The organism is Rhodococcus rhodochrous (assembly GCF_900187265.1).
Lineage (GTDB): Bacteria > Actinomycetota > Actinomycetes > Mycobacteriales > Mycobacteriaceae > Rhodococcus > Rhodococcus rhodochrous.
This window is the reverse complement of the sequence record NZ_LT906450.1, coordinates 3,046,961-3,059,515: the sequence shown is the minus strand read 5'-3', so window position 1 is coordinate 3,059,515 and position 12,555 is coordinate 3,046,961. Positions and strand designations below refer to the sequence as shown.

13 protein-coding genes and 1 tRNA gene are annotated in these 12,555 nt (G+C 67.9%); 3 read left to right on the top strand and 11 right to left on the bottom strand.

The features are described from left to right. Positions 1-5: 5 nt before the first annotated feature. From CKW34_RS14035 to CKW34_RS14025, 4 genes are all read right to left on the bottom strand, one after another. Entirely contained in the window at positions 6-878 is an 873-nt protein-coding gene (locus tag CKW34_RS14035) for a universal stress protein (RefSeq protein ID WP_059381120.1), read from the bottom strand. Between the two features lie 268 nt (positions 879-1,146). Beyond that, positions 1,147-1,350 carry a hypothetical protein gene (locus CKW34_RS24325; RefSeq protein WP_059381048.1) on the bottom strand — a complete coding sequence of 68 codons (204 nt, stop codon included), beginning with the start codon at positions 1,348-1,350 and terminating at the stop codon, positions 1,147-1,149. Between the two features lie 45 nt (positions 1,351-1,395). Next, the gene (locus CKW34_RS14030; protein ID WP_059381049.1) at positions 1,396-2,871 is read right to left on the bottom strand and encodes a DUF4389 domain-containing protein; all 1,476 of its coding nucleotides are present in this window, start codon (positions 2,869-2,871) and stop codon (positions 1,396-1,398) included. Between the two features lie 145 nt (positions 2,872-3,016). Further along, entirely contained in the window at positions 3,017-3,589 is a 573-nt protein-coding gene (locus CKW34_RS14025) for a hypothetical protein (RefSeq protein WP_059381050.1), read from the bottom strand. Between the two features lie 137 nt (positions 3,590-3,726). Between CKW34_RS14025 and CKW34_RS14020 the strand changes: the two genes are divergently transcribed. Further along, positions 3,727-4,599 (top strand): hypothetical protein, encoded by an 873-nt coding sequence (locus CKW34_RS14020; protein ID WP_059381051.1) that lies wholly within the window; start codon positions 3,727-3,729, stop codon positions 4,597-4,599. A 13-nt stretch (positions 4,600-4,612) separates the two neighbouring features. Here CKW34_RS14020 and lexA read toward each other — a convergent pair whose 3' ends face one another. From lexA to CKW34_RS14005, 3 genes are all read right to left on the bottom strand, one after another. Beyond that, positions 4,613-5,275 (bottom strand): transcriptional repressor LexA, encoded by a 663-nt coding sequence (gene lexA / locus CKW34_RS14015; RefSeq protein ID WP_059381052.1) that lies wholly within the window; start codon positions 5,273-5,275, stop codon positions 4,613-4,615. A gap of 14 nt (positions 5,276-5,289) precedes the next feature. After that, positions 5,290-5,823, bottom strand: a complete 534-nt coding sequence (locus CKW34_RS14010; protein ID WP_059381053.1) for a hypothetical protein — start codon at positions 5,821-5,823, stop codon at positions 5,290-5,292. A 79-nt stretch (positions 5,824-5,902) separates the two neighbouring features. After that, positions 5,903-5,979, bottom strand: a tRNA-Leu gene (locus CKW34_RS14005). 107 nt (positions 5,980-6,086) lie between these two features. Here CKW34_RS14005 and CKW34_RS14000 point away from each other — a divergent pair. Together CKW34_RS14000 and CKW34_RS13995 are read left to right on the top strand one after the other, a co-directional pair. Next, positions 6,087-6,701, top strand: a complete 615-nt coding sequence (locus CKW34_RS14000) for an ANTAR domain-containing response regulator (RefSeq protein WP_016691452.1) — start codon at positions 6,087-6,089, stop codon at positions 6,699-6,701. 186 nt (positions 6,702-6,887) lie between these two features. After that, positions 6,888-8,219, top strand: a complete 1,332-nt coding sequence (locus CKW34_RS13995) for an ABC transporter substrate-binding protein (RefSeq protein ID WP_059381054.1) — start codon at positions 6,888-6,890, stop codon at positions 8,217-8,219. Positions 8,220-8,259: 40 nt separating this feature from the next. On the opposite strand, the gene CKW34_RS13990 is transcribed toward CKW34_RS13995, so the two are convergent. Genes CKW34_RS13990 through CKW34_RS13975 form a run of 4 tightly spaced genes read right to left on the bottom strand, consistent with a single transcriptional unit; the run spans position 8,260 to position 12,471 of the window. Then, positions 8,260-9,084: an ABC transporter ATP-binding protein gene (locus CKW34_RS13990; protein ID WP_059381055.1), complete on the bottom strand. Its 825-nt coding sequence runs from the start codon at positions 9,082-9,084 to the stop codon at positions 8,260-8,262. Next, positions 9,081-10,115, bottom strand: a complete 1,035-nt coding sequence (locus CKW34_RS13985) for an ABC transporter ATP-binding protein (RefSeq protein WP_059381056.1) — start codon at positions 10,113-10,115, stop codon at positions 9,081-9,083. Before CKW34_RS13985 ends, CKW34_RS13990 begins: the two co-directional genes overlap by 4 nt. Then, positions 10,108-11,097, bottom strand: coding sequence for a branched-chain amino acid ABC transporter permease (locus CKW34_RS13980; RefSeq protein WP_059381057.1), 990 nt, complete (start codon positions 11,095-11,097; stop codon positions 10,108-10,110). Before CKW34_RS13980 ends, CKW34_RS13985 begins: the two co-directional genes overlap by 8 nt. Before the next feature lie 3 nt (positions 11,098-11,100). Next, entirely contained in the window at positions 11,101-12,471 is a 1,371-nt protein-coding gene (locus tag CKW34_RS13975) for a branched-chain amino acid ABC transporter permease (protein ID WP_059381058.1), read from the bottom strand. Positions 12,472-12,555: the final 84 nt, after the last annotated feature.

The following is a 12,555-nucleotide window of genomic DNA, read 5'->3' as shown; positions in this document are numbered from 1 at the left end:
GCGCTCTACGGGACGACCATGACGGGGCACGTCACCGTGTGCAGCAGCGCCCAGGTGGTGGACCCCAGCATCAGACTCGGGAACCCGCCGCGACCGCGACGGCCGAGTACGAGCAGCTGCGCGTCGGCAGCATGCGACGCCAGATAGTGGGAGGGCTGGTCCAGCACCACCACCGGGTGCACCCGCACGTCGGGGAACTCCTCGCAGTGTCCGGCGAGGCTCTCCGACAACAGTGCCCGTTCCTTGTTCTCCACGCTGTCCCAGTCGATTCGGAATCGGAACGGGCCGCGCACATCGAGGTCCGACCACGCATGGACGGCCACCAGGTCGGTGCCGCGCAGCGAGGCCTCCTCGAACGCGGCGGACACCGCGCGCACACTGTGTTCCGAACCGTCGACTCCGACGACCACAGGACCGGAGATGTCGTTGACGTCGACATGCGGCAGTTTACGGACCACCACGGCCGGGGAGTGCGTGTGCGTCACCACCGCTCGGCTGACCGAACCGAACCGCTCCCAGCCGAACCGGTTGTCCCCGGCCCCGACGACCACCATCGACGCCGACTTCGACCGGTCCACCAGTTCGAGCGACGGGGAACCGGTGCACAGGTGGGTCTCGATGTAGAGTTCACGCTCGGGTACCGCTCGACGTGCGAACTCGGCGGCGTCGAGAAGCATCTCGCGTCCCTCGGACTCCTCCTGCTCGAAGAATCCGGCGGGCATGCCGATCGGGACACCGAAGGTGTTGCGGACCGACACGATGGTGATCAGCGACAACGGGAGTCGCCGCCGATCCGCTTCGCGAGCTGCCCAGGCCACGGCCTGCAGAGATGCTCTCGATCCGTCCACTCCGGCGACGATGGGGTGGTGTGCTGTCATCACGATCACCTCGGTGCCTGTCCGAGCTGCGGGCACGGCCGTTTCGGACCCTGCTGCTTTTCCGGGACCCGGCCGTTTCGGGACCCTGCCAGTACACGCTCGGATCGGTCGGTCGCACAAGGGTCGACGGTCCCGATCTGCCCGCAGGAAACGACCGCAGACTCTCGTCGGTCGGAGCGACCGGCACGATCCTCTCGCCCCGGGCGGCCGGATATCTGCGGCGGGTCACCCCGTCGGCGCGTCACGTCGTCCGGGCGGGTCTCGTCGCTCAATGGATCGACCAGGATCCGATGGTCGCTCCGACGGCTGCGACCAGAAGTGCCGGTCCGGAAGTTGCACAGCGTCGACCGATTTGTAGGGCGGTGATCCCGGCGGGCATCGCGACCATGTCGACGGCAGCACCGAAGACGACGAGCAGGGTTTGGAGCATCCGTATCGGCGATTCCGCGGTCAGGACTGCGGTGGTTGCCACGGCCAGGAGGCCGCCGGTGAGCGAGGTGCGGGTGATGTCAGACGATCACGGTTCGTCGGCGCCGGCCGAGAGCGTGGTCGCGACCTGCTCGATCGGCTCGCGCGCGCCCTGGTCCAGACGGAAGGGCGGGTATTCGTCGCGCATCAGTGCCGCATACGCCCACACCCGGTACAGCCACCGGTTGATGCCCATGACGAAGTCGAACAGCGATCGCGGATAGGTGCCGGTGAACAGCAGCACGATCGCGGCGAACAACACCAGCACGCCCAGCAGCGATCCGAAGGCCCACGTGCCGTTCCCGGTAGCACCGTCGCTGCCGTCGCCGGCCGCGATACCGAGGGTCCACCCGCCCATCCACCCTCCGGCCAGCACGGCCAGTACGACGTAATGGGGGATCGCGAGCAGCCACCACTTGATCAGGACGAGCCCACGGGAGAGCCGTTCCGGATACTCGACGTCGAAGTCGGCCGGGTAGTCGGTGCGGTGCAGGCTGAACGGCGGATACCTGTCGGTGCCCAGTGCCGAGTAGGTGTAGAAGGCGACCCGCCAGGTCCACCGCAGCACACCGACGTCGAAGTCGAACAGTGCGCGCGGATAACGACCGGTGAACAGGATCGCGATCCCCGCCGTGAAGGTAGCCACGACGAATGCGATGTACAGGAAGAACAGCACGATGAAATGAGGGATCGCCAACAGCCATTTCACCAGCCACAACCACCGCGACAACGGCTCGTCGAGATCGCCCCGCAGATGCACCGGATAGGGCACCGCCGGCGCAGGCGGAGGGGCGGTGACCGGAGTCGTGCCGGTGACGGGAGCGGACACCGGACCGGGCGGCGGAGGGCCGTGGCGACCGAGTCCGACGGCGCCGGCGAGCAGCAACGGGACACCGACGGCGAGAAGAACGAGTCCGATGACGAGGAGCGCGAGCACGGCCGGTCCGAGCAGGTCGATGTGGATTCCGGCCCGCACGTCCACGCCGATTCCCGCGGACGCATCGGCGTTCATCACCACCACGGTCCATGTGCCGTCGCGCAGATCCCACTCCACCTGCTGAGTGCCGGTCCCCTCCGCCGACGCGACCCAGAACTGTTGCGCGGAAGGGGCAGCCGGGGTGTCACCACCGGGCACGTCACGGTAGGTGGCATCGAACGGCTCGAACCGCAGATCGGTCACGACGGTGTGGGCGATGCCCGAGAGATAGGACTCGACCTCCCCGACGGGGGCGATCCCGACGAACACCGCCGATGCGGGATCGGTTGCGGTGGCCTGCACCAGCAGTCGGCCGATGTCCTCACTGCGCAGACCCGTGGGACTCTGGTCGTCGGTGACGAGGTCGAGGCGCTCGGACACCAATGCGTGCGTCTGCGTCCGGAGGGTCCCTTCCGGACCGGTGATGAAACCGTCGGCGCGCTGGACGACGAAGAACCACCCCAGGACGAGTGCTCCGATCGCGGCGGCGCCACCGAGGAGCACGAGCAGAGTGCCGACGACCAGCATGACCACTTTGCCGACGTGCATCGTTCCGTCCTCCGGGCAGCCGTGACGATCATCGGGTCGCTACGGGAGGTGTTCGTAGAACGATTGTGGCAGCTCGATCGGTATTTTCGGTGTCATTCGAGCACTGCTCTGTGTCGAGCGACCGGTCCCTCGGCCGCTCGGGCGATCAGCGAAGTCCGACGGACGGTCTCTGCTCGCGCCGCCGTTCGACGACGTCGTCGAACGCGTCGATCAGGCCCTCGGGGTACCAGCGGGGGTTCGTGTCGGCGGTGGTGGCGACGAGCAGCAACTGGCGTTCGCGCGCATCCCCGGCGACCCGGGCGAGGCGGGTGCGCCCCTCGTCGTCGAGCGCCGCGACCGTCGCGGCGAGATCGGCGACGAGCAGCACGCGCGGGGGGCCGACGACCGGCGAATCGAGTTCGGCGACCACGTCGGTGATCTGATCGGTGGTGGTGGCCCAGCAACACGGCCCCGTGGGGAGCGAGGCGGAGCCTCCGAGCCAGCGATGACGGCGGTGCGGATCGACGACCACCAGGTCGTGGGTGCCGCCGGTCAGTGTCGTCATCGCGATCAGGTCGAGCGACACGCTGGGCGACGAGCGGCGCTCGTCGCGTCGGATCAGCAGGTGCCGTCCGGCGGACAGATCCCACGAGACGGGCGTGCCGTCGTTGTCGCGCCCGAACGGGATCGTCGTCCGGCACGCGATCACCCGGGAGCCCGGTCCGCGAGCGGGGCGCACCGGGACGGACGATCGACACGGTCGACGAGTGGGCGGAGTGGCGGGCATCGACATGGTGGATCCGTTTCGTGTCGCTGGTTCCGGAGCGATCCCCGGACGACCGAACTGTAGAGGCGGGCACCGACAGGAACGGCCGGGTGCAGGTCGCGGCCGTTACTGCGCGTCCCCTTCGGGGTAACCGCCCGATTGCGACAGCCCTCGCCGTAGCCGCCCTCACCGCCCTCGGCGGTCACATCGCCTCCGCAGCGCCCGCGCCGATCGTGGACGACACCGGCACGATCGCTGCTCCGAGCAGTACTCAGATCTCGTTCGCGCACACCCCGACCGGTCTGCGCGCCGGCACTGCGAACGAACACGAGTCCCGCGCCGGCGTGTCGATCGTCAAGATGTACCTGGCCGAGTACGTCCTCACCTACGGCGATCCCGCGGACCACGCCGACGCGACCGAGATGATCCGGTCGTCGAACGACGCGATCGCCGACCGCCTGCACGCGAAGTACCCCCGGGCGATCTCGTCGACCGCGGCGGAGTTCGGGCTCACCGACACCCACGTGCCCGGCTACTGGGGTGTGGGCACCACGTCGACGCACGACATGGTCACCTATCTCGAGACGAAGAAGCGCACCGAGCCCGGTTCGCCGGTGCTCGCCGCGATGGCCACGGCCTACGACACCGCGGCCGACGGATATCCGCAGGACTACGGCACGGCGCTGATCGCCGGAGTGATCGGCACGAAGTGGGGTTGGAGCGACGACCGCTCGTTCCACGCCTCCGCCTCGTTCGGTCCCGATTTCTCGGTCGCGGCGTCGACCTACGGATCGGCAGGGCAGCTCTCGGAGCACGTCCTCGGCGCGTTCGCCGAAGGGGTCCCGCCCGGACCGGAGACCGGTCCTTTTCTGCAGGATTGCCCGCCGCTGGGCCGGTTCGCCGGCGATCCGCTCCTCGGGCCGCCCGCGCAGGACCTCCTCGACGGGCTGCCGCCGGTCGTCACCGATCCGATCTGCGGCTGATCCCGACCCGAGGTCAGATGCGGCGCATGACCGACACGACGGTGCCGAGCACCACCGCCTCGTCGCCGTCGAGGACGGGATAGGCGGAGTTCCGCGGTTCGAGGTGGACATGGCCGCCGCGGCGCCGGTACACCTTGACCGTCGCCTCGCCGTCGATCATCGCCGCGACGATCTGACCGGAGTGGGCCTCGTGCTGCCGCCGCACCACCACGGTGTCGCCGTCGCAGATCGCCGCGTCGACCATCGAGTCGCCGCGCACGCGCAGCGCGAAGACGGTGCCGGAGCCGACCAGATCGCGGGGGAGCGTGAGCATGTCGTCGGTGTGTTCCTCGGCGAGAATCGGTGTGCCTGCGGCGATGTCGCCGACGACGGGCACGGTCACGGTGTCGTCGGAGGCGCGTTCACCGCCGGTCGCACCGAGGAAGGGGCGTACGTCGAGCTGTCGGGCCACAGCGGTCCCGCGGCGGAGGAATCCCTTGTCCTCGAGGCACTTCAGATGCTTCGAGACCGTCGACGTCGACCGCAGACCCACCGATTCGGCGATCTGCCGGGTGCTCGGCGACGAGCCCTGCGCGACGATCCAGTCGCGGATCGCGGCCAGGATCTGCTGCTGGCGCAGTGGCAGGGAAGCGGGGTCGAGGCCCCCGAACATGTCGAACTCGTCGTAACCGGTCACCCGGAGAATCGTAGCTACGCGGTCTCCGCCAGGTCGGGGGGAGTACCGGCGGCCGAGCTCTGCCCGTTCTGCAACTGTTCCATGGCCCGCCGCTCCCGCAACGCCCGGATGAGCTGCCGCTCCTGCAACTCCGCCGGATCGGCGGACAGACCGGGAATCGAGAATCCGACCACGACACCGCTCAGCAGCGCGAGCACCACCCGGGCCGAGTCGTTCTCCCGGATGCCCGAGACGAGTTCCAGGAACACGAGCGCTCCGACGGCGACGAGCACCACGGCGACCAGGGCCAGGATCCGACGGATCCGGGGCTTCGGACGCGATCCCGGCGCCAACGGCATCGACTGGGCCGCGAGCTGCCACAACCGGGCGTCGACACTCTCCCGCAGGGGGCGCTTCCGGAACTCGTCGCCGAGTCCGTTGTAGATGGCCAGATCGGCTGCGATCCGGGTCCGGAGGTTTCGACGGGACAGCTCGCGCGACAGACGTACAGCCGCCCACGACACCACCGCGGTGACGAGTGCAACGACGACAGGAACCCAGATACTCACGCCGGAACATTACGACAACGGAGCGGGAATCGACGGGATGCGGAACGCTTCCCCCGACCGTGTGGCGCGAACCGAAAAGTGGTGCCCCCGGTGAGACTCGAACTCACACTGGACGGGTTTTGAATCCGTTTCCTCTGCCAATTGGGATACGGGGGCGTTGCGGACACCACTGTAGAGGATCGGGCGAAGCGGGCGCGCACCGGTACCCTTCTTACGTTCGACCCTGCACCGGGGACCGCCAGTACCGAGGGGAAGGCCCGACCATGACCTCCGCGCCGCACGACAGCACACCAACTCCGCGTCGGGTCGTCGTAGCGGAAGACGAGGCCCTGATCAGGCTCGATCTCGTCGAGATGCTGCGCGAGGAGGGCTACGAGGTGGTCGGTGAGGCCGGCGACGGGCAGCGTGCCGTCGAACTCGCCGAGGAGCTCCGGCCCGACCTGGTGATCATGGACGTCAAGATGCCGCGCCGCGACGGCATCGACGCCGCCTCGGAGATCGCACAGCGTCGCATCGCCCCTGTGGTTATTCTCACAGCCTTCAGTCAGCGCGAACTCGTCGAACGCGCCCGTGATGCAGGCGCCATGGCCTATCTCGTCAAGCCGTTCTCGAAGAGTGATCTCGTGCCCGCCATCGAGGTGGCCGTCAGTCGCTTCTCCGAGCTGCGCGAGCTCGAGCGTGAGGTCCAGGGGCTCAACGAGCGCTTCGAGACCCGCAAGCTCGTCGACCGGGCCAAGGGGCTGCTCATGGAGAAGCACGCCATGACCGAACCGGAGGCGTTCCGCTGGATCCAGCGTGCCGCGATGGACCGCCGCACCACCATGAAGCAGGTCGCGGTGGTCGTTCTCGAAACCCTCGGAGACGACACCTCCGGCTAGGCGCGCGAACCGGTTTCGCGTGCTCACGGTGCCCCGGCGCGTTACCGCCACATCAAATCTCCGCCCCGCAGATAACGGTCGTATCACAAGGATTTCGGCCCGGTTCGCAGGGTGCTTCGGACCGCTATGTTTCGACCACATCCGGAATCCGCCGGATGCGGTGTCAGGCGTTCGAAGGAGAGTTGAATGGCAAGACGGACTCTGGTCCGCGCCGTAGCGGTACTCGGTGCTGCGACGCTCGCCCTCGCCGGGTGTGGTTCGGACAGCGACGATTCGGCATCCGGTACGTCGGCCGGTGACGAGGGGTCGGCGGCCGCGACGACCGTCGAGACCGACTGCGAACCACAGCAGGCCACAGCAGGGGCGACTCCCGCCACGGGACCGCTGAAGATCGGCACGATTCTCCCCGAGACCGGCAGTCTCGCCTTCCTCGGACCGCCCGAGGTCGCTGCCGTCCGGCTCGCCGTCGACGACATCAACGCCGCGGGCGGTGTTCTCGACCAGCCGGTCGAACTGTTCCCGGGCGATTCCGGGGACACGACGACCGACACCGCGAACACCACCGTCGATCGGCATCTCGCCAACGGCACCCAGGTGATCGTCGGCGCCGCCTCGTCGTCGGTCTCGCTCAAGGTCATCGACAAGATCGTCAGTGCCGGCGTGGTGCAGTTCTCCCCGGCGAACACTTCCGACCAGTTCGTCTGCTACGCCGACCGCGGGTTGTACTTCCGCACCGCCCCGACCGACGTGCTGCAGGCGCAGGCGCTCGCGCAGCTGATCGCCGAGGACGGGGCGCAGCGCGTGTCGATCCTGGCGCTGAACGATCCGTACGGCACCGGTCTCGCCGAGAACACCGTGACCAATCTCGTCGACGCCGGTATCCCGGAGGATCAGATCCAGAAGATCATCTACGACCCCAACGCGCAGTCGTTCAACGCGGAGGTCGACCAGGTGGCCAACTTCGCACCGGATGCGGTGGCGCTCATCGGCTTCGAGGAGTCGGCGAAGATCATCACCCGCATGCACGAGGTGGGCATCGGCCCGTCCGACGGCATGGCGGTCTTCGGGGTCGACGGCAACATGGGGAACGCGCTGGGTGAGAACGTCGCCGAGGGGCTGCTCGACGGCATGGCGGGCACCACGCCGCTGACCGACACCGGCGAGGAGTTCCAGCAGCGACTGCTCGGCGTCGATCCGGGTCTGATCGACTTCAACTACGCCGGTGAGTCCTACGACGCCGTGATCGTCTCGGCGCTGGCCGCGGAACAGGCAGGGTCGACCGCCGGGGTGGACATCGCCGCGAACATCAACTCGGTGACCCGCGACGGGGAGAAGTGCACCAGCTACCAGCAGTGCCTCGACCTTCTCCGCGCGGGTGAGGACATCGATTACGACGGTGCCACCGGCGAACTCACCTTCGTGGACGCGGGCGAGCCCGGTGTCGGCTCGTACGGCCGACTCGTGTTCGGTCCCGACAACACCCTCACCACCGAGGATTACATCATCGTGGGGGAGTGACCCGCAGGTCGTAAGAGAAGGGGTGATCGCCGGTGGGCGGTCACCCCTTCCGCTTCTCCCGGCTGCCGGCGAGAGTGCCGAGATACAGTTCGACGACCTTCGGGTCGTGCATGAGATTGCTGCCGGTGTCGGTGTACGCGTTGCGGCCCTGGTCGAGAACGTATCCGCGATCGCAGATCTGCAGGCAGCGACGCGCGTTCTGCTCGACCATGATGATCGACACCCCCGCCGCGTTGATCTTCTTGCAGCGGATGAAGACCTCGTCCTGGAACATCGGCGACAGTCCCGCCGACGGCTCGTCGAGGAGCAGTACCGACGGCTCCATCATCAGCGCGCGGCCCATCGCGACCATCTGCCGCTCACCACCGGAGAGCGCTCCCGCCTTGACCTTCCGGCGCTCGGACAGCAACGGGAACAACGACGCCACCCGCTCGAACTGTTTCTCGAAGTCCTTCGGACGCAGATAGATCCCCATCTCGAGGTTCTCCTCGATGGTCAGTGAGGGGAACACGTTCTGCGTCTGCGGCACGTAGCCGATCCCCTTGCGCACCAGGATGTGTGCGGGCGCCGAGGTGATCTCGTCCCCGCGGAGCGTGACGATGCCGCTGCGGATGGGGATGAGGCCGAACAACGCCTTGAGCAGGGTCGACTTGCCGGCTCCGTTCGGGCCGATGATGCCCACGATCTCACCGTCGCGCAGGTAGAAGTTGCAACCGCGCAGGATGTCGACCCCGGGGAAGTAACCGGCCACGAGATCGTCGGCGCGCAGGAGAGCTCCGGTCGCCAGGCGCGCATGTTCTTCCGGGGTCGCGGCACGTTCCGCCGGCGTCGTCCCGGTGGGTGCAGGAGTGATGTTGTCGCTCACGGCTTCTCCAGGGTCGTGGCCGTCGCGTCGGTCGACGCCGCATCGGGATCGGACAGGTCGCCTCCGGCCTCGAGGGTCTGTGCTTCCGCGTCCGCGAGTGCGTCGGCGAGTTCGGCGGTCGCGCCCACGGGATTGCCCTCGTCGTCGAATTCGAGTGCCTGGTCGTGGTGACTGCCGAGATAGGCGTCGACCACGGCCGGATCGGACGACAGGGCGTCCGGCGGTGCCTCCGCGATCACCGAACCCTGCGCCATCACCACGACCCAGTCGGAGATGTCGCGGATGACGTCCATGTCGTGCTCGACGAACACCACCGTCGTCCCGTCGTCGCGCAGGGTCTTGATGTGTCCCAGCAGATTCTGCGTGAGCGCCGGATTGACGCCGGCCATCGGCTCGTCGAGCATGACGACGGTCGGCTCGGTCATCAGCGCACGAGCCATCTCGAGCAGTTTGCGTTGGCCGCCGGACAACGAACCGGCGAAGTCGTCGGCCTTCGCGGCCAGACCGAAACGGTCGAGCAGTTCGTATGCGCGCGCCGTGATCTCGCGTTCCTGGTGGCGCCACGTCCACGGCAGCAGTGCGCCGACCATGCGCTCGCCGGTCTGGTGCCGGGCGCCGAGGCGGACGTTGTCGAGGACCGTCAGCTTCGACAGCGCCTTGGTGAGCTGGAAGGTGCGGACGATCCCGCGTCGCGCCACCTGATGGGGATGGAGCCGGCCGAGCGGGACGCCGTCCATCGCCCAGGTGCCCGTATCGGGGCGGTCGAAGCCCGTGAGGAGATTGAACAGGGTGGTCTTGCCGGCGCCGTTCGGGCCGATCAGGCCGGTGATGCACGAGCGCTGGATCTCGAGATGGCTCACGTCCACGGCCTTGAGGCCGCCGAACGTGCGGCACAGATCGTCGACGACGAGGATCGGGTCGGGTTTGGCGGCGCCGGGGGTGCGGTCGACGCCGGCGAACAGCGCGGCGCGTGCGTCCGCGCCGAGGACCGTGCGCGGCGGTGTCGGGTCGGGTCGGGTCGTGTCAGGCATCGAGTTGCACCTTCCGCTTGCTTCCCAGGATGCCTTGTGGCCTGAACACCATCATCACTGCGATGAGGATGCCGAGCAGCACGTACCGCATCGCGCCGACCTGCTGTTCGGTGAGCGGGAGCAGTGGGTCGGGTCCGGCGATCGCCTGACGCAGGAAGGCATCCGGGAGGGTGAGCAGGAACCAGAACATCATGGCGCCGAGCACCGGTCCGAAGACCGTTCCCGCACCCCCGAGGATCAATGCGCCGAACGCGAAGAAGGTCTGCGCGGTCGAGTAGAAGTCGGGGTTGATCGACTTGGTCTGCAGGGCGTTGAAGATGCCGCCGAGACCGCCGATCATGCCGCCGAGTACCAGGGCCTGCATCTTGTAGGCGAAGACGTTCTTGCCGAGCGCGCGGGCAGCGTCCTCGTCCTCACGCACCGCCTCGAGGACCCGCCCCCACGGACTGTGGGAGAGGAGGTAGACCAGGCCGCACAACAACAGCACGAGGGTCCAGCCGACAACCATCGCCCACAGGTCGTCGCCGTAGAACCGCATACCGAGCAGGTTGTACTGGCGACTCGAATCGAACGGGCTCAGGGACGTGAACGGGTCGGCGAAACCCCACAGGCCGCGGGTCGATCCGGTCACCGAGTCGGACGCGGTCGAGCGGAACATCAGCCGCAGGATCTCCGCCGCGGCGATCGTCGCGATGGCGAGATAGTCGGCCCGCAACCGCAGGGTGGGGATGCCGAGGACGAGCGCGAGCAGACCTGCCAGTGCGAGGCCGACGAGGATGCCCACCCACAACGGCTGGTCGTAGGTGACGGTCATGATGCCCACGCCGTAACCGCCCAGGAGGGCGAAACCGATCTGGCCGAAGTTCAGCAGCCCTGCATAGCCGTAGTGCAGGTTCAGGCCGATCGCGAGCAGCGCGTAGAAGATCGCCGACGGGCCGATGAGCTGGGCGAAGGAAACCTGGAGTACCGAAACGATATCCATGGGTCATCCGATCCTTGTCCGACTGCCGAGGATGCCCTGGGGGCGGATGACCAGGATGACGATGAGTACGAGCAGACCGCCGATGTACTTCAGGTCCGGGTTGATCACGAGGGTGGACAACTGGACCAGCAGTCCCACCACGACGCAGCCGACCAGTGCGCCGTAGGCGGTGCCGAGGCCGCCGAGGATGATGCCGGCGAACATCAGCAGGAGCAGCTTGAAACCCATCTCCCACTGCACGCGCCCGCCGAGTTCCGACAGGCCGAACAGCACCCCGCCGAGCGCGGCGAGCCCACCACCGAGACCCCACACGAAGCGGATGACGTGTTCGACGTCGATCCCCGACGATGCCGCGAGGTCGCGGTTGTCGGCCACCGCGCGCATCGCCGTGCCGATCCGGGTGCGCTGCAGCAGCAGGGCGACCCCGACGAGCACCACCAGGCTGAGCACGATGCACGCGAGGTTGACCGGGGTGATCGCGATCGGCCCCCACACGAGCTGCTGCTGTGCCTGGTAGTCGTCGAACGGCTGGGTGCGGTCGGAGTAGAACGCCAGGATGAGATAGCGCAACGAGATCGCGAGGCCGATCGACACCACCAGCTGGGCGATCAGGCCCGTGTGGCGGCGCCGGAGCGGAGCCCAGACGAGTGCGTTGTTGAGCAGGCCGATGATGACGCCGACGATCACCGCCAGGATCGTGGCCGGTATCAGCTGGACACCGAGGGTGACATTGAAGATCCACGCCGCGACCGCCCCGAGGGTGACCAGCTCACCGTGGGCGAAGTTCGTCAGGCCGGTCGTGCCGAAGATCAGACTCAGGCCCACTCCGGCGATCGCGATGACCAGACCGAAACGCAGACCGTCGACGATCGTGCGCACCAGCGTCTCGCCCCACGCTACCGTCGAACCGCTACGCGCCTCCCCGAACGAGAAGATCACCGTGTTCGCCCGTCCCGGAGCGACATCACGGGTCACCGAGGTCTGGACGGTGACGTCGTCGGGCAGGCTCTCGGTGTCGACCTCGAAGACGTACGTGCCCGGCGGAACGGTGAGTTCCCAGCGCCCACCGTCGGCGGACTCCGTCTCGGTGACCACCTCGCCGCTCTCGGTGGTCGCACGGACGACGACACCGTCGAGTCGTTCTCCGGCATTGTTGAGCGTTCCGCGGACGATCACCCCGTCCGCGGACTCCTCGTCGGGTGCGGCCGGTGCCGTGTCAGCGGGTGGTGAGGGTGGGTCCGGTGGATCCTGCGCGGAGGAGAGGCCGGCGCCGACGAGGACGAACAGGACACTCGCGAGCGTGACGAGTGCGGCGCGGACCGATCGGTGGAGGGTCGAGGTCGGTCGTTGCCGACATCCCGAGGTAGGGGCCACGCAGGTCCTCCCGGTTGATGCGCTGTCATCGAGCGCGGCACTGCGCCCGGGGCGTCGACGCGAACCGCGATGACGCCGGACTAC